This window comes from Roseibium sp. ROS1 (assembly GCF_054658215.1).
This window is the reverse complement of record NZ_BAAGIG010000009.1, coordinates 26,009-51,164: the sequence shown is the minus strand read 5'-3', so window position 1 is coordinate 51,164 and position 25,156 is coordinate 26,009. Positions and strand designations below refer to the sequence as shown.

Genomic DNA, 25,156 nt, shown 5'->3' with positions numbered 1-25,156 from the left:
CAGCGACGGCATGGTCAAACCGGGACGCCTGCCTGTCGTAGTTGCTCGGTCAGCTGACGGGAATATTCGGGATCAAGGGTGCCCGCCAGGAAGGCGCGGATATCCGACGGCCGAGCATTGAGGTGCGTGACCAGAGCCGTCGCATCGTAACCATTTCGGGTCAACGTCGGTTCGAGATCGTCGATGGCGCGGGACAGGACCTGCTCGACGATTTCGGCGGTAACCGGCTTGGCGCCGAGGCGAAAGCCCTGCTCGAATGCGAGGGTGAGATGCATTTCGATCTGAAGCGGCGTGCGCAAACGTTCGGCGATGAGGTCGATGGCTTCTTCCTCGAGGAGTTCGCCAACCTTTACGCCTTCGGCCGCACAGGCGCCAAGCAGCCAGGCAACATAGTCGCGGCGCGCGGAGCCGATCCCCTCGTAGTCAAAAATGGTCGTGCGGTAGCCAATCTCCTCCATTTGCGGCCGGCGCAGATCATTGCGCAACCGGGGATGCCCGACAAGAAGTACGGAAAGGAGCACGCCGGCGTCGGCGACCACCTCCATCAGTCGCTTCAGGCCGGTTAAGGTCTTGTGGTGCAGGTCATGGGCCTCGTCGACCACGAGGACGATCGGCCGTTTGCCTTTTTTCATGATGTCGCGCAGGTCGCGCTCCCGGCGCTCGGCCTGCTTGGGGATCTTGACCTGCGCACGATCGCCGGGAGACAAGTCGTAGAACAGGGCTTCAATGAGCGATGGCAGCGAAGTGCGCCGCTTGTCGACCGCCAGCGATTTGGCGAGTGCGACCTTGCCGGCTTTGGTGAGTTCGGCCTCGATGCGGCGCAAAAGGTGGGTTTTCCCCGAACCGACCAGGCCGGAGACCACGACAAGCCGACCGGTCTGGACGGCCGCACACACCTCGCGGATGATCGTGCGCTGATGCTCGGTCTCAAAGTTGCCGGCCCCTTGGAAAGGCCGGTCGAGGCCGTAACTGGATTGAACGTCAGCGAGCATCATTCTTCCTTTCTTCGCGCCTGGAAGCGTTCGCGGATACGGGCCGCGATCATCTTTTTGTCGAGTGTTTCTCCAAGCAGTTCATTGATGAAGGCGCGGTCACCGGCATTCATCGCGCCGATCGGCCGGCCGAGCTGGTCGGCGATGGCCCCACGGGCTGCGAGGCCATTTGGATAAGCGGTCTCTATTGCGGGTTCCGGAAACGGTGTCCGCCGTACACTCAGCCCAGCCGTGGTCGGGGGCAGCGAAGGCAATGGACGATCCCCGCCGGTGACCGCGGCGCGGGGGAGCCCAAGTTGGTCTGCCAGGCGCACCACCTTGTCGAGCCGCTCTTCGAGCTTGCTCTTCTGGTATTTGCGATAGCGAAAGAGGGGAACCGCCCCGCGCGAAGGTTGGAATGGACCGAAGCGCTTGCCCTCATGCTCGACGAACAGTTCCTGATCGAACAGGCCCCAGAGCAAGGTCACCGTTTCGCCGGCAAGTTCGGGCTCGACCTCATAGGATGCGCCTTCGACCGATACGGTCGCGTCTCCAGCAACCGTCCGTCGTTCCGGTTCGCGCGCAAAGGCGCAGAACCGCTCCCAGGAGCACATCGCCCGCACCCCGTCAGGAGGAAGATGCCGCAGCCAATCCTCGATGCGTGCATGAGACTCTGTGCGATGGTCGCCGTTATTGTAGGTGACCAAGGCGCGCCTGAGCCAAAGGTTGGCTTCCTCTTCGTCCTTCGGCTTGTGGAAATGATAGAGGGTCTCGTGCACTTCCTTGATCGTGCGAAACGGCCGCTCGACCTTGCCTTTCGCTCGCGCCGGCGTGCGCCGCTCGCTGTCCGACGGGGGCATATGCGTGAGAACCCGGACACCAAGGCTACCCATGACGGACTGGAAAACGCGCGAGCGGCTCACCGGCCCGTTATCCATATGGATGGTCGTTGGAATCCCCTGAAGCGGCAGTTCCGGTTCAGGCTTGGCGGCGAAGGCATTGTAGAGAAAGCGCAAGGCGGACTCCGCGTCCTCGCCGTAGACGGAGCGGTATTCCTGATAGCTCGCGCCGGAGCGATCATCGACCACGGAGAACAGCATCAGCGTCGGCCGGCCGCGCCCTTCCTCGACCCAAAGCGGCGCTTCCACCTGCTTCAGGTCGGACGGGCTCATGTCGAAGTGCCAGAGTTCGTTGGAACGCCGCGCCTGGAATCGGACGGCAGCCACCGGGCGGGTGACGCGCGCATAATCCAGGCCGGAAACACGCAGCAGCCGATCGACCGTTGCGCGTTTCAAGATGCCGGGCGGTGCACGGACCAGGCCATCGGGCGTCACCACGCCGTCTTCCTCAAGCAGCTTGATGGCGCGCGCCGTGGAGATATGCCGCCCCTTCCGGTTCGCCGTTCTGATCTTCAGGGCCGCGATGATTTCGGCATAGGTTTCCATCTCCGGCTGCGGGGCGATCCGGGAGGTTCCGTGATCGGCGCGCCGTACGGATTTCGGGCGGTTCAACTCCCGCAGCGCCCGATACAGGGTCCAGATCGAGATGCCGTAGGCATCGGCGGCACGAGCAACAATCTCGGTACGGCCTGGATCACGGGGAGAAAGCAGCGACAATCGGCGTCGAAGATCGACAAGAGCCTCTCCGGGCGGCCGCTTTCTCCGCTCAGCCATGGACGTCCTCGGATTCCACTGTTTTGGGAGAGCCACCCTTCTTGCCGATATGACGATAGAGGGTTGCAACAGAAACCCCCATGCGCTGCGCAATATTGCGTACCGGTATGCTGCCTTCCTTCATCAGGGCGCGCGCCGCGGCAATATCGCCCGGGCGCATCGCGGGCGGGCGGCCACCCTTGCGGCCACGTTGCCGCGCCTCGACCAGTCCAGCCGTCGTGCGTTCGCGGATCAGAGCACGTTCGAACTGGGCGATCGCACCGAAGACATGGAAGGTCAGCATGCCGCCCGGCGTCGTCGTATCAATGCTCTCGGTCAAGGACACGAGCCCGATCTTCGCGCGCTCCAACTCTTCCGCCGTCGCGATGAGCTTCTTTAGCGATCGCGCCAACCGATCGAGTTTCCAGACAACGAGCGTGTCACCAGTGCGAAGCACGTCGGAGAGAATTCGGCCCAATTCCGGGCGGTCATCGCGAGCGCCTGACCCGCGCTCGGTAAACACCTTCTCGCAACCGGCGCGTCTCAGCGCCTCAAGCTGAAGCTCCGGATTTTGATCGATCGTGCTGACCCTGGCGTACCCGACCCGCATAGCCATCCAAATGTTCTTGAAAGTCGTTGGACACATAGCATTTTGCGACAACCGTTTCTATAACAGTTTTGAGAAGATTCCATCGCGCCATTCAAGGGGCGTGACGGCATGCGCTATGGCATGCTCAAAAACCCTCGTTTATGACAAACGATCCATGGAAACCAACTATGTGTCTGACGGCCGAATATTCGCGACATGGAGCAGGGAACCTTACGCATCGAAAATCGGGCGGTCCCCGATCTTGTCCCCCTTGTATGGGATACTCCGGGAATTGAGGCGGCGATACCAAAGGATGCGGTCGGCCAGGCCGTTACCATGTTCGAGCCGCAGGAATGCGCCAACTACTTCAAATCTTGCGGATATGACCCCGAGTAATGTGGACGTGCTCTAGGTCACCCAGAGGGGCGCTCGCATCGAGTATAACCTTAAGCGCGATTGCTTCCGGTGAACCATCCTCCATATGTACGGGATGTACAGCCCACACAGACTTTTCGAGAACCACATTCTCAACAGAAACCTCATAAAGCCTACCCGACGCGAGCTCATCGAGGACAGTGCTCCTCATCACGATCGAAATGCCGAGACCAGCTCGAACTGCATGCTTCACAGCCTCAGTGCTCCCGACATTGAATGAGATTGGGAATTGCTCTGCCGCTTGGCCGAAGGCCTCGCGGAGCACGGATCCGGTACCGGTTCCACGTTCTCCGCCAATGAGGGACTCTTGAAATAACTCTGCCGCTTCAATTGTTTTTCGCGTCCTCCAATTATGCTGTGGGGATACGATTATTACCAGCTTTTCCTTCCGCCAAAGGCGGGCTTGATATCCTTTTCGATCGTCCCACCATTCGGTAAAGGCTAGATCAATCTCCTTCCTCAAGAGCTTTTCGATGATTTCAGGATTTGAGGCAACGGCCACCTCAGGTGGCCGGCCTTGAGCATCCTGTAAACGCTTCAAGTGGACTGGCAAAATATAGGTACCGATGTTAGTACTGGCACCCAACGTAATCCGGCCGCTGTGCAGGCGGTCCAGAGATCTCTTCGTGACGGTCAAAAGGCTGCGTGCGAATGGCAAGAATACGAGCCCTTGCCGAGTCGGCACACACTTGTCCTTCCTCCTCTCGACCAGCCGCACCCCTAGTATATCCTCCAATCGTTTCACATTATGTGAGACAGTCGGTTGGGATATCTGAAGCCGTCGCGACGCCTCGTGAAAGCTGCCAGTTTCGATTACCTCTATGAATGCTGCGACATGCGAAAGGCTAAACATTACTTTCTCTAATCAAGGAATTAGTTGAACCTCGTTAATTGCCGCACGAGGTCTTCGGCCTTGGACAAAATCTATAATGTTGTCAGCAGCCTCGTGCTCGATAGCCAAACGCGACTTCGCCACTGCTGAGCCTATGTGGGGTGTCAAGATCGAATCATGTTCGCGATTGAGGAGACCCCCGTGGACCTTGTCAGGCCGGTCGGGTCTGGCCCAGTCCTCCATCTCATAAACATCAGCGGCGTAGCCTCCCAAGCGCCCCGCCTGCAATGCAGCGACAACAGCCTCTTCATCAACCACGCTTCCGCGTGCAGGATTAATAAGAAGTGCTCCTTTGGGCATTTTGGCGAGTTGTTCAGCGCCGAGGAGATGCTTCGTTTCGGCCGAAAGCGGGAGTGCACACACAAGAAAGGTAGACGACGAGATCAACTGGTCAAATTCAAGAGGCTTTACGTTCAGTCTGATCTCATCGGCTTTGTCCAGGGATTGACGATCCCAGTACGACACAATGGCGCCGAAGGTACTTAGGCGCTGTGCTATAGCTTTTCCGATCGCTCCCATCCCTAAAATGCCGATTGCTGTGCCCTGCAGCCCAAGGCCGTAAAACCGAGGGCGCCAACCTTTGTAATCCCTCCTGACGCTCTTGTCGCCTGGCAGAATGTGCCGCCCAAGAGCAATCATCAGACCGATTGTAAGTTCGGCTGTCGGGTCAGTGAGAAGATCGGACACTATCGTGACGTGGACTCCACGCTGCGTGCAGGCTTCGATGTCGAAGTTATCGAAGCCTTTCAGCGCACATGCCACAAGTTGAAGATCGGGAGCGTGCGCGAGTACAGACGCGTCGATCATGTCCGGCATGAACGCCATCATCGCCTTGGCGTCGCTCAATTCTGCGAGCAGTTTCTCGCGGGGCCATGTATCATCAGTATCGTTGCAAACTAAACGAGCGTGGGGAGATAGCTTTGAGATAATCTCCTCGTGGACGCGATGGGTGATTACTACCTTTGGGAGCATTTAATTTATCCTTCTATTGCAGCTGGCGGCGGAGGAGAGCGCCGACCTGGTCAACGATGGTGACCATCAGAAGGACAACGAGCATGATCGCAAGAACCTCCTGATAATTCATGATCCGGAGGGATGTCATCAACTCGAAACCGATACCACCAGCTCCCACAGTGCCCAGGATTGTCGAGGCGCGGAAGTTGTACTCCCACCGATAGATGGTCACATCGGCCAATTGCGGTAGAACTTGTGGCAAGATCGCCCGCGTCACGATCTGGAACGGCGACGCACCAGCTGCGCGTGCGGCTTCTATAGGCGCATTATCGCAATGCTCGATCGCCTCCGCAAAGAACTTGCCCACCATGCCAACCGAGTGAAGACCAAGAGCCAGCACGCCTGGGAGCGCTCCAAATCCCACTGCCGCCACGAAGACGATGCCCATAATCAGCTCCGGGATCGACCGTAGACCATTCAACAATCCACGCGAGATCATATAGATGACAGCGTTGGGTGCTGTTTTCCCTGAGGCGAAAAAGCCAACTGGAAGTGATATCAGTACCGCGATCGCAGTCCCAGCTATACTCATCGCCAGAGTGTCGATGAGAGGGCTGATCCACTCCAAGCCTCGGTTGAAATCCGGGGGAAACATTTCCGTACCGAGCTGCCAGAGCGCAGGAAACCCAGATCCCAGACGCTCCAGATCAAGAAGACCGGAGTGATAACTGCTAACAATGATCACACACGCAATTGCCAACGCGATCACGCCAGCTCTGGTCCAAGCTTTGTTTTGATGTTGAAGGATAGAGTCGTAGTCGGCCGACGGCTGTGTCATCACATATCCTGGAAGAAAGGACGCAGGCCAGCGCCTGCGTCGAAAGGTGAGAAACTGTCTCGAACGCGCCTTACTGACTCAGGTCCAAGTTCAGCACTTTACCGAGCTCACGGACGACGTCGTAGGCTTTGTCATCGATCGGAGCGAACCCATCGGCTTTGAAGGATGCCAATACCTTTTCGTCTTTAAGGTCGATGAAGGCTTTGGTGATCGCCTCTTTCAACGAAGTGTCAAGATCCGACCGCATGGTCCAGGGGTACTGCGGGAACGGATCGGACTCGGCGAGGGCGATAACTTTCTTAGGATCAATGGTGCCACGAGCGACCATTGAATTGTAGATGGGCAACGAAAGTCCGCCAATCTGAGCATTGCCATTCTGCACTGCAATAGCCACGGCATCATGCGACCCTACGAAGTTCTCGCTATAGTCTTTTCCAGCCTCAACTCCGGCCTTAAGCAGCATAGATTTCGGGATAAGGTGGCTTGAGGTGGAAGCCACGTCCCCAAACGCGACCTTTTTCCCTTTTGCATCTTCAAGGCTTTCGATGCCAGCCTCTGCATTGGCGACAACTACAGCGCGATAGGTAGTTTCGCCATCCTTCATAAGTGCTGCGAAAGGCTCGATATCAGCCTTGGTTTTCGCGAGCGTGTAAGAGAGCGGCCCGAAATAAGCCAACTCAAGCCGGCCGAAACGCATCGCTTCGATCATTGACGAGTAGTCGGTCGTTACGATCAGTTCAATCTCCCGACCGAGTGTCTTCTCAAGATACTCCTCGAGAGGACGATTGTTTTTGATGACAGTGGCGGCGTTCTCGTCCGGTAGCAACGCGACGCGCAATGTCTCTGGATTTGAGCCAGCATGCGCCAACGAACTCCAGCCAAGAACGGCGAGGAATGCGAGGGACAGAAGCTTCTTCATAATGCGGCCTCCATGGCAGCTAAAGGTTGATCATACTCGTAGTTGGACAAATCTTGTGTTGTGGTCGGATTTCTTGGGGCGCTGCGGTAGATCGACGCACACATTTGATCGGTCAGTTCGTCGACAGCGGCGTCCGCAACCACTTCCCCGTCGCGCATAGCAATGACCCGGTCGCCGAACCGGCGAGCTAGATCGATCTGATGAAGGCTGATCACAGCAGTGATGCCGTCGGCTGTGCATATTTCGCGAAGCTGCGACAGGACCTCGACAGCCGTTTCAGGGTCCAGACTTGCAACGGGCTCATCTGCAAGGACCAGTTGGGGCTTCTGGACCAGCGCGCGCGCAATGCCCACCCGTTGCTGCTGACCGCCGGATAGTTGATCCGCCCTGACGAGAGCCTTATCAAGAAGGCCTACGCGTTCAAGGCATTCCAACCCCAGCCTTCGATCCGAACGCGGCATAGGGAACAACGTACGCCAGCCAGAGTGGTAGCCCAGGCGGCCCGTCATGACGTTGTCGAGCGCGCTCAAGCGCCCTATGAGTTGGTGCTGCTGGAATATCATCCCAGTTCGCCTTCGGTGAATGCGAAGCTTAGTTTCCGCATCCAGAGCACCAATATCGTTAGAAGTGATCGAACCAGACGTCGGCGCAACCAAGCCGTTGAGTGTCCGGATGAGGGTAGATTTGCCTGCGCCGGATCTACCGAGGAGCACGACGAACTGACCCTGGTTGAACGTCAATGTCGTTGTCTTCAAAGCTTGGGTGCCGTTGGCATAGGTCACGGCAACTCCGTTCAGAGCCAGCATCACAATAATCCTGATCGTTAGTGGTGCATCGATTGAATATTTGCATCACTATGGGCGACATATGACGTCCGTTTATCAGGCTCGTGAAACTTCAATGACAGCACTTAAACTCAGCTCTACCTCCTCGCGTAGCTGCGATGGAGAAATTTCACCCAGAGCCGCCTGATCATGACGGCCCGGTCCCAATTCTACACCACCTTGACGGATGCTATCCCATATTCGGCCAGATAAACCGGCCCTTCTCCAGCCGCCGGGTAAAAAGGCAGGCGCCCAGACCATCATGCCAGATGATCTTCAAAATATCCGATCTGCGGCCCCTGAAGACGAAGAGATGCCCTGACAACGGATCATGCTGCAGAACCTCCTGCACCCGAAGCGCCAAGGAGGGAAAGCCACAGCGCATGTCCGTATATCCGCGCCTTCCTGGCGGGCACCCTTGATCCCGAATATTCCCGTCAGCTGACCGAGCAACTACGACAGGCAGGCGTCCCGGTTTGACCATGCCGTCGCTGGCAATTAATCTGAGCACGTGGCGGATGTTTGCAAGCAGACCCGGATGTTTGCGAGCACATTGGCAAAGAGCGTGAGCACGACGCCCGCTCCATTGTCAGATAATTCGAGCAGAAAATGCCGATGTTTGCGAGCAGAGGCGCTTATGTTGGCAAGCCGCTACATATACCCCTCCCACCGATGCCAATGCGGCTTGCCAGGATTGAGGCAAATACGCGATCTCACTCAGCCTGCGCATGAAGCCTGAAAATCCTGGGAACGGCGGCTCGTGTGCAGTCAATCGGATTTCCAGAATTTCCTTCGGTTGTCGATTGCTCCATTGGGACCAGGCCCGCGTCGAGGACGGGGCTCCCCATCGGATCAGAATGCGTTCGGAAAATTCCTGCCCTTCTTCAATCCATTCCAGATCGAACGCATCGAGATCTGGAATGCCTTGTTCGCTTTCGAGAACCAGCTCATCCTGAAATGCGGGTAGCCGAACCCCGTCCCACTGCCATTGATCCACTATTCGGGTTGAGCCCAGAAACATCGCCGTAGCGGAGCCGTCTGACAAAGTAGGACCTGGTATGAAATGACTGGCAATTGTGGCGCCGGCGTAAGGGGAGGGATTTTGTTTTTGAAAACTGGCGAAGCTGGCGAACGAAACTAACCCGCGCCGCCAATGTGACATGCCACGATGATCGTGTCTCATTAGACGCACGGTGTTAGGGGCAAGGCCCAATCTTTCCAAGAAATCTTTAAAGTTAAACATTGATCATGAGCACTCCGAATTGTCGGTTACCTTTCTCGCGATCGGTGCATCAAATATAGTGTAGCGATAAACGCTAAGAGGTTAGCATGAATGGCCAAACAATAAGTTGGATTCAGATTCTTCAGGTGGGTGGGCTCGCCGGTGTGATCAGCGCTTTGATTGGCGGTGGTGTGAAGGAAATATTTGAGCATCTGGAGCGGCGGCGTAAAGCTAGATATCTCGCGCTGAGGCTCGCGTTAATTCTTGAGAATTATTACCGTGCCTGCGCCGACCGAATTTACGACATTGACCTCCACATTGGTAGCAACGGCGCGGCTGGCAACAACTTTGCAGGATTTCCAAAACTTGTTGCTTATCCGGATGATCCAATCGCTTGGATCTACATCAACCAGGGTGTCGCCGACGAAGTTCTGAATCTTCCTGCAGAAATCGCGGCGATCAATGATGGCATAAACTTCAATATTGGCATGGATATGGACCCCGATGGGGCTGATCCAGACATAACCTTGAAGCCGCTTTATGAAATGGCTTTTCGATCGATAGCACTCGCTCGGAAGGTAAGATCGAAACACAAACTCTCCAAAACGAACAGAACCGCTGAATCTGAACAACAGCTACGCGGACACCAAGAGAAGTTCTTAAAGGAACTTCGTGCTCGCGAGCAGAACCGCTCGCAACTCTTAAATCCAAGCAACGATATAACCTAACATATACTGCTTATTGTGGAACTTTTGCCTAGCGCTGGAAAAGATTGATGCGATTAAACGGCTGCAAATTTGGCGTTTATTAGCTAAAAGCTTCGATGTGGCACGCTCGCCTCAGACCATCTTCGCGATCTGTGTGACGGGCCTCGGTCATTCAGTACCCCCCGACGATCAGCAATGTTCTTTGCACATAACCCTGCAGTTCTCCGTCATTTATCGGTTCGTTGTCAGCCTTTCCGGGGTTGGTGTCGTGGTGATATTTTTTCGAGAAGTCATTGATGCTTTCCAGCTCTTCAAGGGCGGGATGCATGGGATGAGCACCGTTTGAATCCCTGACCCGCTTAATCATGTCTCCAAGCCATTCATTGTCCGGGAATTGATGCGGAAACCTGTACCGATGATAGCCTTCCAGCACCGGCCGGATCTTTCGCACAATATCGATCAATTCCTTCGCACCGTTCAGGCGGTACGACGACAGGGCCGCATGATCTTTGAAATAACCGTCCTGTGTCTCCTTCTCCACGTCCCATTCTTCGATTGTGGTCGCATTGTCCGGTGCGCGTGAAAGCTGCAGACAATGCCGCTCCGCCCTCGGCAGCTTGGAATGGACGAGATTGAGGAAATGCGGATCATGCGAGAAGAGAAGGAGCTGCGCGCACTCTCGGCCGTACTTCTTCAGTAGTTCGGCGGTGCGTTCCCGGCGCGAGCGATCCTGGCTGTTGAACGGATCATCGAAAACGACGACACGGTTCGCCTTGTTGGGATCGTGGTCGAGTTGAGCGAGGAAGAATGCGAGCGCCAGCGTGCTTTTGTCACCGGCGCTGAGTGTCGTCCGGAAACACGGCTGGCCGGACGGCGTGCTCCCGTCGCCGAGATCGACGGCATGCTTGTTGATGAGAATCTGGTAAACGCTTGAGGGCGTGCCGCCGACATAGGTCTTCTTGCTGTTCGTAATCGAAAAGCCCGCGCCAAACCCGTCCAGCAGCTTGTTTATGGTCTTCTCGTATGCGCTGATCGTTTTATCGGCGTGACCGTCAAGCTTGTCCTTCGCCTTTGATTTGCTCTCATCGAGCTTCTTTTTGTCAGCGTTCAGTGTCTGATATTCGGTGAATAGCGGCTTCACCTTCGGATCATGCCGGAGCTTTATCAGCCTGAGCCCTGCTATCTCCTTTTCCACGGCCGCCGGATTCGCCGACTTGGCTTTTTCTTTCTGCGCGGAAATCGCCTCGTTCGCCGCCACGATCTGCGTGTCGTAGGCCTTGAGAATGTCGGCTGCTTCGTCGTAGGCCGTTTTAGCCGTTTGAAACGGCTGGTCTGCCGCGATTGCGGTCAGAGGACTCCTGCGTTTGCTTTCGATCAACGTGTGGGCCGCCTCGCGAAGCGTTCTAGCCGGTACTGCGATCGCATTCTCAAAATCCGGTTCCGCAACTTCGAACGTGGCAAATCGCTTCCAGAACTGAATTCCGCTTTCATTGTTGGCGACCAAAGTGCCCAGCCTCGCAAGCGGCGTGTCTCCGAGGGCTGCATCCAGGGCTTTATCCAGTTGATTGATCTCTTCGATCACCGTGGCATAGGAGTCGGAAAAGAACTGCTTGTAGGCTTGGATGAGATCAAGACCTTTAGTGTTCTGCCCGCAGAAGGGGCAGACATCGTCACGAAAATAGCCGAGCCCTTCCGATATCCAGCTTTGGCCGTGCTCGTGCATTTCGTGGCGCGTCATATGCTCCCTCAATCGGGCTTCGGCGTCGGCAGAGACATCTTCCAGCGTCTTTGAGAGAACGGCCTCGAATTCGGCGGGGAGTGAAGGCACTGCCGGCCTCTGGAGCAGTGCGCGCGTCTTAATCTGTTCAGCCTGCTTGGCAGCTTCAAGTTCTGCCGTCTTGGCTGTGATCTTCGCGTCTATGTCAGTATCTTCAGCCAGATCGAGGAAATGCTCCAGCTTCACACCATTCGGCAGGTGCGGCTGAATTGCCTTTTTGGCCCTGCCGATTTCGGAGTTCTTCTCCCGAATATCCTCATCAAGTTTGTTGACGGCATTTGCTAGTTGAACGCCTGCCTCACCGATAATGACCTGCAACAGGTTCGTACGATGATCGCGACTTACATACTCTCCGGCATGAACGTTCCGGGAAACAAATGTAGAATCGAAAATCGCTATTTCCGGAAGGGTCTTCGACCAGCTTTGGGCCGTGTATATCGTATTGCCGGTACTTAGCCGGATCGATGCTTCAGGATCGTTCGCTACCGGCGCGATCGTGGTGCGTTCGGTAATGTGTTCATGCTGGCCCGTTTCGAGCGATCGCAATACCGCACAAAGCGTTGTCTTTCCGCGGCCGTTCTCCGCAAAGAAGAGATTGAACCGGTTGAGCTCAGGCCCTTTCTGCGCGCAGTTTATCAACCGGCCGACATTTTTTACGCTCAGGAACTTCTTGATCGGCATCGTTCACCCCCCGGTCTTCGGATTTATACCGAGTACGATTCCGCTAATCCGGTCGAGCTCCTGAAAATTCGCAGACGCGGACAGTTTCTCGCGGAGTTTTTTCCGACGAACCGGGAGGGAACGATTTGGATCACCAATATAGGGATCGCCCGCAAAAACAGTGGCCGCTTCGGCAGCAACGTCTCTTGCCAACGTCACAATGGCCAAGTGGTCAGTATTGCCTGGATCATAGGGCGGTATCAGCCGATATGGCAGGGTGTGTATGTGGCGCGGCCCAAAATCACCTTCGGGGTTGAAGGGCAGGATAGCATCGGTAAGTGCGGCGCTGTTGAGAATGCCGGTCCGAAACCATGCTTCGGCCTCGTCCTTGACCACCTGCCAGTAAAGGGTCTGGTCGATTACAAGCGCGGTCGCTTCCGCTACCGGAAGACAAGCGGCACAAATATGCTTGCCGCCCGCGCCCGACAAAACAAGAAAACCCTCACTGCCGAAGTCCTGGATCGTCAGCTTGCGGCGGAAGTCGATCCGGTAGGCAAGTGTGCTGTCGCCGATTTTCGTAAGCTCCCGGTCGATCTCAGCAAACCGGCGGGCCGTTTGCGTAAATCCCATGCGCCGAATATCGGCCGGTTCATATGTCTGCCAAACGCCGTTTTCATCGCGGCAGGCCGGGATTGCAACGGGAGCCCTGTGCGGACCAAAAATGAATGGCAGCAGGTTCTCCGATTGCGCCATCAGGTGAATAAACCGCGGCGCCGCGTAGCCCGCAAAACGTTCGCCTTTCAGTTCCTTGGCCTGCTTGATCGTAAACGCCCACTCTGTACCCGTCGCTGGCGTATCTACTCGATATTCGTGGCCGGTATCCTTCAGGATCTCGATGCAAACAGCAGTGCGGGGCATGATGTCGGCACCCTGCCGGGAGACTTCTTCACCGCCTGCAGCGGCAGCGGGCAAGCCGCCGCTCTCGAGAACCCAAGCAGTCCGAGCATCTCCTATCCTGCGAATGACAAAATCGACGGACCTGACCTCATCCGGCTTGGCGACTGCGCCTGCCGCAGGCGCAATGTCGGCCGCAGCGCTGCCGGTCTCTTTGTGGCCGATAAGGGCGGCGCCGGGATATTTGAAAGTCCCCGGGGCGACCTGCCAGACGTCGGTGATCGCAAACGCTACCGGTCTGTCGCTTGCCGTATAGCCGCGTTGCCGGAAGCGCTCATGGTGATTGCCGTTGAGAATCGTTCCCGGCACAAGACAAGCGACCGCAGCACCGGGCTTAAGATAGCGGTCCACCGCGTGGAGTAGGTGGGTCGTACCGAGTTCAAGATGCAGGAACGACTGCCCGGCAGGGCGCACGCCGTACAGCGCAGCACGGCGCGAGAGCATCTCGCGATACGGATTGTCAGCGAGCGCGCTCATCGCGAGCCATGGCGGGTTTGAGACAAGCCCGTTGAACTGACCGGCGAGCAGTCCCGGTCGGTAGGTGTTGCGTAGGATGAAAGCCCAAATGCCATTGCGCCCGGCATCGGCGAGCTCTTTCATCCGGCGGGCCAAAGCGAGAACCGCTTCGGCCGAAGCTTCTCTCAACTCACTAGACAGTTTGACGTTTGCCGCCGCGGCCGCGGTATCAAGAGTGGCACGCGCTTGTTCCGCCGTTGGTGGGGCGCTGCCGACCTGCTGCGCTTCATCATAGGCCCAGTCGATCAGCCCGTCGAACAGATCGCGGTTCTCGGGTTGGAGAAGTCCGGCTGGAAGCTGTACCGTTTCGCCGTCGAGCGTGATGTCGATGGCCTCGTCTTCGCCCAGCATTGGCAAAGACGCAGATACCGGCGTCACCGCGAACAGAGAGTCCGCATGATAGACCGGGACGGTGACGGGACCGCCCGCCTTGTTGATTTCATCCGCCAGAGTGATGACCCAGGTGGTCTTGGCAAACGCAACGGCCAGCGGATCGATATCGAAGCCGGTTGCCACGTTTCCGAGACGGATGATGTCGTCATAGCCGTAACGGGCCCTGGCCGCTTTGATGACTTCGGCGATTAATGCGCCAGAGCCGCAGCACATATCAACGATTTCCGGTGCTTCTCCATCAGGCAAATCATCCAGACATCGCTCGGCAAGATGCTTTGCCAGCCAGGACGGCGTCCATTCCTGCCCAAGCAGCTTCCGTTGGCTTCGTCTGGCGAGCTGAGCCATCAGGCGTCCAAACAGATCTTCCTCTGCCCGCCAGCTGAAGTCATAGGCATAAAGATCGCGCTGAATTTCGCGCGCGACATCGAGGAATGCACCGACATGTGCCGGATCGGCAATCCAGCCGAAATAGTCCTTCTCAACTAGGTTTTCGAGTTGATAGGCGTTCCGGAAAAAGCTCCCGTTCAGGATTGCCGCGAGCTCGGAATCCGCACTCACAATCGCCTTGCGCGCAAGTGCATTCGCACTGAGTAGACGCGCCAGAATGTTGAGGTAAACCTCATCAACATAAGGTCCAATGCGGAATGCGCCGCCATCACCCTCAAGATGGTCGACGAAGCGGGACCAAAGATCCGTCGCAAGCTCGATGGCGGGCTCGTCATCGCGGCCGGATTCAACCAGGCCTGTGAGCGCATCGACATTGCGTTTATACGCGTCGCTCTCAAGTCCGAGGTCGAACGCGAGATTATCTGCGATCAAAGGACGGGACTGTTCGCGGGCAAGGTGCCTGCGCAGGAACAAAGTGAGCCGCTCGGCCGTCGCCTCGTCATCACCGCCCGGTTCGAAACTCTCGATTTCAATCAGCGTGACGTCATCAACGGCGCAATCGCCAGGCTCGATGCCGGTCTGGAGCAAAACGTCATAGGCATACCATTCAACGGTATCCGACAGGATTCCCCGAACCTGTGAAATCGGAACACCAGACCGAATGAGTCCGGCGGCATGCTCTTTGACCTGCCTGAATCCTTCATCCCGCTTCGCAGTGACGCGGAGATCAGCCTCGTACTCGATCGTGGTTGACCCGATCAGATTGTCGATGAAGCGATTGGCGGCGGGGTTGCTTCCCGTCGCGACTTTTGTATGCGCCTCGGCACCTTCGCCGTAGTGATTGATCCAGCGCTCGTCATCGCTTTCAGGAAAAATGCTCCGCAGGCGCGATTGGAACTCACCGCGCAGTACGGCCTCCACCACTCCCTTTTCCCTGAGTGCGCGGCAGCGCCCTATGGCGTCTCGGGTTTTTGCAAGGTCGGCGCTCATGCAGCGCCTCTCTGGCGCGTGGCGCCGAGCACCGCGCGACGTTCGTCCAGCGCTCTTGCGAAACGGTCGATTTCGACATCAGACGGATTGCCGCTTAACAGGGCACGCAAGACAATCCGGTCGGCCCTGCGTGATCTCTGTGCCTCATTTTCGCATTTGCTCGCCTCGTTGAGACTCTTGACCAGTCGGGATTCGAGACGCGGCACGGGCATTCTGCGAAGATGCACCGCTTCAAGCTTCAGGGCGCCACCGCCAAGCGGCGTACCGGTTGCCTCCATTATGGCCCGGCACCATGCGCTATTCAGAAACGCCGCCAATCCGCCGGAAGTCCACCTATCCCGGTCATCCCAAAAGGTCGAAAAGTTTGCATCGATCAGAATGGGCTGCTCGCTGTTTGCGTAGACTTTCGGCGTTTCGTGAATAATACGCGGCACGAATACCTGCGGCAGGTGGCGCGGCATGAAATCGGGAAGCATGTACCAAAAGCGCGGCAATGCGCCGCCGCGCGCTGGCCGGACATTCGTTCTGACTGCCGAAAGATCGGCGATGGGACGCCGATTCTCTGAGCTTCCCAGCGTTGTCGTCCCGGCAATGCGGACATGCGCCGCCAATTCGTCCGGCATAACAGCCGGCAGAGATTCTTGCGTCAATCGGTCACCGCGCCACGGATCGCGGATAGCGGACAGGTCTTCAGGCAAAATCATCCGGCGCAGATCGAAGACGCGCGTGGCCGGAGGACGGCCGCTCGACCATGCATTCAGGTCGGTCTGGCGGTGCAGCACAGGCCGAAGCGTCTCGGAAGGGACAGACAGAATGTTGCCGCCGAGCGCATCATCGACTTCAACTAGGCTCTCGCCACCGTCGCCTTCTTCGACGAGGCCAGCATAGAAGAAGCGGTTGCAGCCGGTACGCAGGCCCTGGCCCGCGCGAACGCCGCCGTCATCCAGCCCCTGCAGGGATGAGCCTTCGAATTTGGGTGGCAGGAGATCACGCAGGGCCTCCGGGATGGATGCTGTGACCGAATAATTTTTTCGAGATCGCGCCTCGTCCGGCGCAGCTTGCTCAAGGTTTTTGAACCACGAACGCCCGGCCGCCTGCTGCCACAGCGCCTGCCATTCAGCTTCGAGGGAAAACCGCCGCGCAGCTATACCTGCAACATCGCACCTATTGGGACCGCGGCACCACCGCGCGAAATCAGATTCCGGCTTCTCGCCGGGGAACGCATCGCCTACCAAAGACCACTCCGCCGAGGCCTCCGGCGCGACCTGGACCCACAGCGCGTCTCGCCACGCCACGCGTTCAGACAGCTTAATAGCTGCCTCATCGTCGGAGAGTCTGCGGGCTACGATCAAATGCGTGCGGACGAGCGCGTCACTAAACCAGCCGGGTTGGGTATCTTCAACGACAAGCTCAAGTTCAAACAAACGCAGAAGAAGATAGCGGATTACGTCGGCATATGCGCGGGACCGCCATGTCGCGGGCACCACGAGCGCAAGCCGTCCTCCTGGCTTGACTAGCGCAGCGCTTAGAAGCCAGGCTGGGACAGAGAGGTCCGCAAGACCTGAGTAACCCGCCGCGAGTGCCTTCCAGATGTCGCGTGCCGAGCCCGACAACCGGCTCTCAGTCATCGACAGTAGTCCCTGCCGCACGTTCTCGGCGCGGCCGTTGAGGGATTGGTAGCGGACATAAGGCGGGTTGGTGATAACGAGGTCATATCCGGGCTGCGGGAGAGCGCTCAAGTTATCGCGGCTAAACGCATCCCCCTGTATGACAGAGGGCGAAATTCCATGCGCTTTGCAAACGCCGTACATCCGCCTTTTGCAGATCGCGGCAGTGGGTTCATCGATCTCAATAGCATCGAGACGATCTATGCGCCCGCCGAGATCGGTTGCGACTTCAAGCGCTGCGTCGAGCAAATCGCCGCTTCCGGCCATCGGGTCGATAAGGGAATGGGTCTCATTGCCGACGGCAAGATTGGCGAGAATTCGCCCAAGTGGCATGCCCGTAAAAAACTGACCTAGTTCTTTGCGCTGGACAGCCGGCAGCGCTTCTTCGAAGCTACGGGCCGCTTCGCGGATTGCGGAATGTCCCTCAAACCCCGGCACAATCAGTAGACCTTGCCGCCAACTGCGCGTCATGCCACCGATAGAAATCGTCGGCATCCAGCGGCACTTTTTGGTGATTTGTCAGGAAATGGCTGACGAAACGCGAATACAGCCTGTGCGGGGTTTGCTCTGACGGATCGAGCGCCAGCGATGCTTCGCTTAGCTGTTCGGCTACCGCCCACACACCTTCGGACGCTTCATTCTCGGCCGCAGGGTCTTTCCCGAGAAGAAGGACCGGGTCGCCGCGCACCGCACCGGACGTCGTAACCTGTTTGAAGCTGCCCTGTGTTTTGTCGAGGACACCGGCGCACTCCACATTGAGCCCAGCATCCGTGTAGGCGCTTTGAAGCGCGTTCCACACATCCGCCGAAGCGGAATGAAATACGAGTGTCGCCTGTCCCTCCGGTTTGAGTATGCGATGTACTTCCGAGAGTGCGATTGTCAGCAAGACCTGATAATCTTTGATCGTTTTTTGCTGGCTATCGCTGATAACGATCTCGTCGGCGCGATCCGTGTATTCGCCGAGCCAAGCTTCATTGATAAAGCTGATTTCCGCGTAGGGGATGTTCCCCCCAAACGGAGGGTCGGTAAAGACATAGTCGATGCTGGCATCGGGCAGTTCAACGGCGCAGCTGGATTGCCGGCGGACTTCAACTTTCCCCGCGCGTCCATGTATGACGGCAAAGGCATCCCCGATCGTCTTGAGCTTACGTTTTAGCCCCGCAAAGAGATTTTTCTCGACTGGAAGACCGCTTACATACAAGACGCCCGGCTGGGCGCTTGTCACCACCAGATCCTTTTGACCGGATTTCGCAACGACGCGCGTCATGATCGTGGCATGGGCCGCGTTATAGCTCAGGAGCCAGAACCGGAGGGCGTCACGCAGTGCTGGGCCATAGTCGCCCGCAAGCTCCCATAGCTTTGCGAATACGATCAGGTTCCGCCGCGTATAGAAGTGATGGAGATGCGTGATGCCTTGGTGATACCCGCGCCTATAAAGATCGCCCCACGGAATAAGCGCGTTCGGCACACATTCGGGAATGGGCTCGCGCGCTACCCGGTCCAGCAACGCAAGATCATCCTTGTTGGGGGAACGTGACCATCTTGTCTTCCCCGTTACACCGTAAATCCGCGCGATCCGGCGCGCCCGGCGTTCGGTTTCGCGGCCGGTGACATCGTCCGGGATGGTTTCCGTTATCCTTGTTACTTCATCGAAGCCGCGTTCCTGACCGCAGTGCGGACACTCAAAGACCGGCGATATGCTTGCGGGAGCAAGCGAAACGCAGGAGTCCCACAGCGCCACCTCTTTGCGGCAGCAAGGACAGCGAAGGACATCGCTCCATACCACATGCCTGATGGCGCCCATATTGCCATTCGGATCGATGGCCTCATACATCCACCCGGTTTCCCGGTCTGCTTTCTTGAGTATCTGTTCGGCAGCCTTTTTGAACGCCTTTGGCTCCGGTGGGTTCGTCAAAGTTTTACCGACAAATGATCCAAGCGCGCCGAGCTCATAGAGCACGGCGTTGCGTGCCCCCCATTCGACGCTGAGCCCCAGCCGTTCGGCCTCCAAACGCAATTCATCGGACGGATTCTCGCACAGCATCGCCGCCAGCCCGGTCGTGCCGCTCCCGGCAAAGCCGTCAAAGACCGTGTCCCCCGGCTTGGTATGCGCCGCGATGTAAAGAGCAATCGCCTCAGGAGAGATTTTTGTGGGATAGGGGAACGCGCCGTAGAGCGGACCCGTCCGCTTCGCCGGTAGCGCACGTTCGTAAAGCGACTTCGTGGCAGCGGCTTCTTTTTTCTTTGGCGATGCATTTGCGCGTGTCACAGATTTCCCCTCGTAACGCATTACTTCCCACCCGCGCGGAAAGCGGATTTCTCGGCCTTCTGCGGCAGACGCAGTGGCAGAACCGGCTCGGCTTCGTGACGATGATTTTCTAGATACTCATCGATAGCGCGACGGACGACCCAGGACACTGAGACATCATCCTTATCGGCGAGCGCCGCGAGAGCGTCGTAGTCGCTCCCGGTCAGGCTGACCGATAAACGCGGACCGAATTTTCTGAGTTTTCCTGCCATGGTTTGGCCGTGATTTGTTCTCACTATGTTCACCCTACCCGATTCACGGGTGTCGCGCAACAAAGTGATGCACTTTGCCTCACTTTGTCACGGGATTTCTCTTTCGCTCCGCGCTCAATCACGGGATAAATCCCGCGAGCCTGTTGCTATTGCGCCCAACGCGGAACACCAGATCCTGTCGCCGGGATGCTTCTACGTAAGCCCGCGCGTGATCGGAATCCCACGGGAATACCGTGAATTCGAATGTGTTGTTGGCGATTCGGCGAAACAGAATGAGGGAATGCTCGTAGGCAAAGCCTCCCATGGCGCGCGACGGCATATTGATCCGTTCCATCGCATTATCGCCGTGCCATGTCAGCGGGCGATTGCGCCAACTGTGCCGGCCGGACACGAGAACGGGCTCGGCGATGTGCTCGACGCGGGCAAAGCCGTAGTCCTCGTAGGCGGCGCCGAAAAACCGGTGACTGCCGCGCGGTAATTCCAGCTGGGTTCCCGCACCGCCCTGCATGCCGCGGGACTGCACCCACATTTGATTGTAATCGGCGGGATCAATATCGGCATCTCCGAAGGGCGTGTAGCTCCGGGGCGGCCCGATCGCCGGTTGGGGGACGCGTTCAAGTTCCGGCGGCGGATTGTCTGCTATCGTTCGCGCGCGCAGCCGGCGGTAGTGGGCAAGGATTTGCGCCGTTAGCGGGGCGGCATCTTCAATTGCCATGTCCCAGGCAGTTTCCAGCTGGTTCTGCGCCGGGCTTGCGATTTCGGCCCAGCCTGCTTCACAGTTCGTCGAGAGCCCTCTGTTTGTCAGATTGGCAGATCCGACAAGGCTGCCGCTTGCCGCGTCTTGCCGGTCAAAGACATAGAACTTCGGGTGAAAAGCGGTTATCGGCTGCAGGCTACCGGCCGCGAGACGTTCCGTGCCGGCGACCAGGACCGTTGTATTCGCCGTGTCCTGCCAGAATTCAAGCGCATCGGGATCGGTAAGCCCATAGTCCAGCGAGCAGACGATGGTCTTGGCAATGTCAGCGCGTGCAGCCCTGCGGATTGCGTCGAGCAGGATTTCACTTCCCGAAAGCGTGACATAGGCCGAGCAAACCCTCGCGCCCGAAAGTCCGGGCCGCATAAGGTCATGGAGTGCATTCAGGATTTCGCCCGGCCGCGAACTGTTCTGAACGACATACATCAGGTAGAAACGACTTTTTGGAGGGCTTCAATCGCCGCTCTCTGGGCTTCTACGGTTCGGGAAGCAACGCCTTCCAACCAGTTGCATATTGAGAGTTCCGCTTTGGCCCATGGAAGTTTCATGATTCGCAGGCGCGCCTCCGGCGTCAGCGGATGACGTGGATTGAGCGCCTCAAGGAAGATCACAGCTTGCGGGAAAGAAACAATGACGCCGCTGAGCCGATCTGAAAGCCTGAACCGTCCGTCATGACCCATAAGCGTCGATTTTTGCCCCTCGAGTGTCTCGGAATTGTTCTCGAATATCGGCGCACCTTTCCACCCATAATGCGCATACCAGAGCGCGCCGGAACAAAAGATGCCGTTCCACGAACCGACAGGAAGCGCGGCTTCAGGTTCGAGCGCTAAATTCCAAGAGTAGTCATCCTGCAGGTCGAGCCAGAGAATGTTTGGCCGGTCTGCGCTGAACTGATGCTCCCGCTGCTTTATCGCGCAAAGCCTGCTTATCGCATTTGCCGTGACCGTATCACCGGGTTTGTCAGGATTCGGCTCGCCGAAGGGCGTGACTTCGGCAACGGAGGTAGTGATGAACGGTTCATTGTCGCCACTTTCCCAGCGAGCGCTACGGGTTTCTTCGACCGTCTTTTCCAGAGCGGCGGATGCCTCGTTCAGCGTTCGCTGCGTCGCCTTGTCGAACTGTTTGGCGTGCACCTCGACAATGATCTTCGTCCCGTCGCCTGCATCGACTTCAAACTCGGGAGAGGGCTGATCCCCGGGGACAAGCGGCGTCACATTGAAGCCGCCCTCCAGAAGCGCTCCAAACGCCCTCAGCTCCGCGAGGGCGCTGGCAGCGTTGGCTGCATCGGTTTCATCGTTGATCCGCGCCTTGATCGCCTCCAGCCACGGCTTGTGACCGCGCGAGATAGCCGCGGCGGCACGCGACGTGTTCCGTGCGGCCTGGGACGGGTTGATGAGATTGCCGAGCAGCGTTGAGAAGGGATGCGGCCGCGCTCCAAAGCGGCGTTCCCGTAGTTTCTTCAGCTCGTCTTCCGTTACGATGTCGAAGAGGGGCTTGAGATCGGCATGGGTCCCCGGAACGAATCCGGCCCTCCTTATCTTCTCGCGCGCCTCGCAAAGGTCGGCGCTATTCGTTTCCTTCAGGATTTCCAGTTCGTATGAGGGCGAAAGCACCGTCGCAATGCGGTTTTGCTTTGCAGCCATCAGATACGAAATGCCATCCTTGCCGCGCTCGGTTTTCAGGACGCTTGCGATTGCGAGTTCAGCCAGCTTTTCCGCCGTCAGCGGCTCTATCGTCGGCGCTATGCTCGTATAGAGGACGACGTCGATCCCTTCGAATCCGGACACCCGCTCCACGAGCACCGAATTACGCCCGGGATTGGCGGGTCTTTCATAGACCTCGCCGCTCCCAACACGGCGTCTTTCCCGTCGCCAAAGCATGCTTGCCGCCTCTTCCTCGATACAATCGAGAACAAGTAGCTTGGCCTGTACCGCTGAGCCGCCTTCCGAAACGGGGACGAGGGTCGGGGCATCACCCCGCGTGCCGCTTGAACGTGCAAATTCGATGTGGAACGGCGTTTGAACGCCTTCGACGACACGCACCGTGGCCCGGGCGATTTCTTCGCCCGGATCATCAATCAGTGAGCCATAGGCCAGTATGGCGACTTGCGCGGTCATACAGCCGCCTTCTTTGCTGCCTTCGACAGTTCCGGCGCGTTGGTGCCGGCGATTTGTAAGCGCGCCCGCTCGCCGGGATAAGCCGCGTTTTCCTTCGGACGCCACATGAAGCCAATATCAAGGCTTACACCCATGGCCTGTGCGGCGACCACCATCGCACGGCACGCAGAGTTGGCGTCCTGTCCCTGCACGGAGAGATCGATGTCGGACAAATAGCCATAGCCTTCGTCTTCCTTCCGGCCCGCTACCAGATTGACGGGGCAAAGCCGACGGACACCTTCGAAACTACCGGCATGCTTCATGCTGAGCCGGAGCATCTCATCAAGAAGACTGTTCCAGTTGGGGCGTTCGATCTCACGTCCAGCAAGATTAGCGTCAAGGATCTTGGTGTGCGTTAGTTTTGGAAGTTGTGCCGGATTGATCGCGCGTTCTCCGGGACCGATTGCGCGCGCTTCGGGCAACCCGCCAGTCATACATTCAAGGGCGTCGAGAGCGCGGTTGATGACCATCGCCGGTGTATCGACGAAAGGCTTGGCATGGCGTTGAAGCCTCTCGAATGTCTTCGGATCGAGGGAAATGTGCTCCATATCGTCCTCTCTAGCAAAAATACGAGAATACGAAAAGATACGAGAATACAGAGAGTGTCAAGATGCGAGTCCGTGAGGGGGGCGTTCCCGCGTCCTCGACGCAGGACCCGGGCTCCATTCGCCCGCTTGCGCTAACGCTATAGCGCGGCGCACGGAGCTTCCGCCAGCGCCGATATTGCAAGCGGTGATCTCCGGAACGAGGGAACGGTCTGTCAAGGTCGCCTGGGTTGCCGATCCGCCAACGCCGGTCGTGCGCCATGTCGTTGGCGGTCATCGCCCAGTAGCCATCTGCATCGGGGAACTCACAGTCATGCCAGTAATTTCGCCTGATCTCCCGGGAGATCGTTCCACGGTCGCGGCCCAGACATCTTGCTATCTCTGACTGGCTGAATTTCTGATCCCGCATGCGGGAAATCGTTCTGCGTTCTTCAAAACTCAAATGGGCAAAAGTTCGGCTCAAAACATCGCTCCCGAAAGGCAGGCAGCTTAGCGCCTTTGTTGCAGTTCGGGATAGAATGCATCCGTAATGATATAACATAACGCATAATAGTAATTATGGAACAATTTCGACCAGACGGTCAAATTCCGAATTGTCAGGTGCTAAAGAACCATGCTGAATTGTTCACTTGATAGAGTGTAAAGCTTTTCGCTAAGTCCAATCTTTCTATCTGCAACTCGTCGAGCTCCGTCAGTCATGACAGAAACCAACTCATGCATGTCTTCCGGCTCCCGAACATTCAGAAACTTTTTTTCGCGGTTCACAAAAACCACACATGTTTTATTTTTGGACAGAAGTTCAAAAACGTTGCTGAGTGTGCCCGTGCTAGCCGCATCCCAGAGCATTAGACCAATCTCAGCACTGGACGCCATTTTCACATCTTTAGCTGTAAAGAATTCCCTTGTACCTGGCTCAGCAGTCGAAGTGACGCGCTCGACGTTCCAATTGCCTAAATTGTTGCGTGGCTTATCACCACTGCAGAACACAGTAACATTCGTCGCCTTAAGCCGCATTAGCTCTTTCTGAATCGAGGCGTCGGCGCCATTTGCGTCCCCGACAACTACGTCAAATTCTTTCTGCACAATGTTCTCAATCCGCTCAACAAATAGGCGATCGAGATGCTTAATCTTAATTGATCCGGCAATAAACACCGTGGTCATCTGCTATCTCCAAGTTAAGACCGCGACATACACATTGTTGATTTTACTATAGCCTGAAAGGGTCCTACAAACAGCCTCTAGTGTCGCACCGGTATGATGAAGATCATCAATAACCAAAGCATTCCAGTAACCTGAATTTTGAATCGTTTGCTGCAGCACAAATCGGCCTGCCAGCGCTTTTTCCTTTTCATCTTTCGTATTGAGGTTTTTTAAAGATCCAGTGTTAGCAGCAACTGCCGACTTCACGACAATGTTGTCAAACAGTGGCACATCAATGCGACGGGCAACCTCTGTAGCTAACTCGTCAACCGGTTGGCGGGATCGGACTGTTGACGCGGGAGCCGGAATAACCAACCCGATTTTGTCGAACCTAGGTACGATGTGCCTTACCAGTGCTTTTGCAAGAGGCTTCACCTGATCAAAATCGTGCCTGTATTTGAGTTGATGGACTGCCTCTCCAACTTCAGTTCGCTCAGTATCAAACGTAGGATGTCCATAAGCGTTGTAGCCAACAAATACACTTTTCACAGTATGCTTGTCGAGTGCGTACCCTTCGGTCCAATTCCCGGAAATCGCTCTCACGTGCACCTTCAAACAAACCTCCTAGACATTTTGAATAATTCAATCATGGATATATTTCTAACGGTAGATTTGGCCTTTCCATCCATCAACA

General features: G+C 56.9%; 21 protein-coding genes and 1 pseudogene. 1 reads left to right on the top strand and 21 read right to left on the bottom strand.

The window, feature by feature from the left end; all coding sequences use genetic code 11:
- Positions 1-14: 14 nt before the first annotated feature.
- From ACYQ6M_RS29500 to ACYQ6M_RS29455, 10 genes are all read right to left on the bottom strand, one after another.
- On the bottom strand, positions 15-995 hold the full coding sequence (locus tag ACYQ6M_RS29500) for an ExeA family protein (RefSeq protein WP_003501092.1): 981 nt from the start codon (positions 993-995) through the stop codon (positions 15-17).
- A complete protein-coding gene (locus tag ACYQ6M_RS29495; RefSeq protein WP_003501095.1) occupies positions 992-2,644 on the bottom strand; it encodes an IS481 family transposase in 1,653 nt (550 codons plus the stop codon). The genes ACYQ6M_RS29500 and ACYQ6M_RS29495 overlap by 4 nt, the downstream gene beginning before the upstream one ends.
- Positions 2,637-3,239, bottom strand: a complete 603-nt coding sequence (locus ACYQ6M_RS29490; RefSeq protein WP_003501098.1) for a recombinase family protein — start codon at positions 3,237-3,239, stop codon at positions 2,637-2,639. The genes ACYQ6M_RS29495 and ACYQ6M_RS29490 overlap by 8 nt, the downstream gene beginning before the upstream one ends.
- Positions 3,240-3,579: 340 nt before the next feature.
- Entirely contained in the window at positions 3,580-4,500 is a 921-nt protein-coding gene (locus ACYQ6M_RS29485; protein WP_003501100.1) for a LysR family transcriptional regulator, read from the bottom strand.
- 12 nt (positions 4,501-4,512) lie between these two features.
- A complete protein-coding gene (locus ACYQ6M_RS29480) occupies positions 4,513-5,511 on the bottom strand; it encodes a phosphonate dehydrogenase (protein WP_003501101.1) in 999 nt (332 codons plus the stop codon).
- 13 nt (positions 5,512-5,524) lie between these two features.
- The gene (gene phnE / locus ACYQ6M_RS29475; RefSeq protein WP_006473411.1) at positions 5,525-6,331 is read right to left on the bottom strand and encodes a phosphonate ABC transporter, permease protein PhnE; all 807 of its coding nucleotides are present in this window, start codon (positions 6,329-6,331) and stop codon (positions 5,525-5,527) included.
- A gap of 70 nt (positions 6,332-6,401) precedes the next feature.
- Complete coding sequence (gene phnD, locus ACYQ6M_RS29470; protein WP_003501103.1) at positions 6,402-7,250, bottom strand: phosphate/phosphite/phosphonate ABC transporter substrate-binding protein; 849 nt, start codon at positions 7,248-7,250, stop codon at positions 6,402-6,404.
- Positions 7,247-8,056 carry a phosphonate ABC transporter ATP-binding protein gene (gene phnC / locus ACYQ6M_RS29465; protein ID WP_006473175.1) on the bottom strand — a complete coding sequence of 270 codons (810 nt, stop codon included), beginning with the start codon at positions 8,054-8,056 and terminating at the stop codon, positions 7,247-7,249. The genes phnD and phnC overlap by 4 nt, the downstream gene beginning before the upstream one ends.
- 208 nt (positions 8,057-8,264) lie before the next feature.
- Complete coding sequence (gene tnpB, locus ACYQ6M_RS29460; RefSeq protein WP_006473174.1) at positions 8,265-8,459, bottom strand: IS66 family insertion sequence element accessory protein TnpB; 195 nt, start codon at positions 8,457-8,459, stop codon at positions 8,265-8,267.
- 204 nt (positions 8,460-8,663) lie between these two features.
- Positions 8,664-9,317 carry a hypothetical protein gene (locus ACYQ6M_RS29455; protein ID WP_460077433.1) on the bottom strand — a complete coding sequence of 218 codons (654 nt, stop codon included), beginning with the start codon at positions 9,315-9,317 and terminating at the stop codon, positions 8,664-8,666.
- A gap of 86 nt (positions 9,318-9,403) precedes the next feature.
- Between ACYQ6M_RS29455 and ACYQ6M_RS29450 the strand changes: the two genes are divergently transcribed.
- The gene (locus ACYQ6M_RS29450; RefSeq protein ID WP_460077431.1) at positions 9,404-10,024 is read left to right on the top strand and encodes a hypothetical protein; all 621 of its coding nucleotides are present in this window, start codon (positions 9,404-9,406) and stop codon (positions 10,022-10,024) included.
- 151 nt (positions 10,025-10,175) lie between these two features.
- Here ACYQ6M_RS29450 and ACYQ6M_RS29445 read toward each other — a convergent pair whose 3' ends face one another.
- The 11 genes and pseudogenes from ACYQ6M_RS29445 to ACYQ6M_RS29395 form a co-directional block, all read right to left on the bottom strand.
- Positions 10,176-12,461, bottom strand: a complete 2,286-nt coding sequence (locus tag ACYQ6M_RS29445; protein ID WP_460077429.1) for an AAA family ATPase — start codon at positions 12,459-12,461, stop codon at positions 10,176-10,178.
- Between the two features lie 3 nt (positions 12,462-12,464).
- Positions 12,465-15,680: a hypothetical protein gene (locus tag ACYQ6M_RS29440; RefSeq protein WP_460077427.1), complete on the bottom strand. Its 3,216-nt coding sequence runs from the start codon at positions 15,678-15,680 to the stop codon at positions 12,465-12,467.
- Positions 15,677-17,842: an N-6 DNA methylase gene (locus ACYQ6M_RS29435; protein ID WP_460077425.1), complete on the bottom strand. Its 2,166-nt coding sequence runs from the start codon at positions 17,840-17,842 to the stop codon at positions 15,677-15,679. The genes ACYQ6M_RS29440 and ACYQ6M_RS29435 overlap by 4 nt, the downstream gene beginning before the upstream one ends.
- Entirely contained in the window at positions 17,772-19,637 is a 1,866-nt protein-coding gene (locus ACYQ6M_RS29430) for a DNA methyltransferase (protein WP_460077423.1), read from the bottom strand. Before ACYQ6M_RS29430 ends, ACYQ6M_RS29435 begins: the two co-directional genes overlap by 71 nt.
- Complete coding sequence (locus ACYQ6M_RS29425; protein WP_460077422.1) at positions 19,637-19,867, bottom strand: ribbon-helix-helix domain-containing protein; 231 nt, start codon at positions 19,865-19,867, stop codon at positions 19,637-19,639. The genes ACYQ6M_RS29430 and ACYQ6M_RS29425 overlap by 1 nt, the downstream gene beginning before the upstream one ends.
- Positions 19,868-19,985: 118 nt before the next feature.
- Positions 19,986-21,047: a phospholipase D-like domain-containing protein gene (locus ACYQ6M_RS29420; protein ID WP_460077420.1), complete on the bottom strand. Its 1,062-nt coding sequence runs from the start codon at positions 21,045-21,047 to the stop codon at positions 19,986-19,988.
- Positions 21,047-22,738 (bottom strand): hypothetical protein, encoded by a 1,692-nt coding sequence (locus ACYQ6M_RS29415; RefSeq protein ID WP_460077418.1) that lies wholly within the window; start codon positions 22,736-22,738, stop codon positions 21,047-21,049. The genes ACYQ6M_RS29420 and ACYQ6M_RS29415 overlap by 1 nt, the downstream gene beginning before the upstream one ends.
- Complete coding sequence (locus ACYQ6M_RS29410; RefSeq protein WP_460077416.1) at positions 22,735-23,325, bottom strand: T4SS efffector SepA family protein; 591 nt, start codon at positions 23,323-23,325, stop codon at positions 22,735-22,737. Before ACYQ6M_RS29410 ends, ACYQ6M_RS29415 begins: the two co-directional genes overlap by 4 nt.
- A 229-nt stretch (positions 23,326-23,554) precedes the next feature.
- Positions 23,555-23,785, bottom strand: a pseudogene (locus ACYQ6M_RS29405) (helix-turn-helix domain-containing protein); the annotation flags it as partial.
- Between the two features lie 140 nt (positions 23,786-23,925).
- A complete protein-coding gene (locus tag ACYQ6M_RS29400; protein WP_460077414.1) occupies positions 23,926-24,483 on the bottom strand; it encodes a hypothetical protein in 558 nt (185 codons plus the stop codon).
- Between the two features lie 3 nt (positions 24,484-24,486).
- A complete protein-coding gene (locus ACYQ6M_RS29395) occupies positions 24,487-25,065 on the bottom strand; it encodes a ComF family protein (protein WP_460077412.1) in 579 nt (192 codons plus the stop codon).
- Positions 25,066-25,156 lie beyond the last annotated feature (91 nt).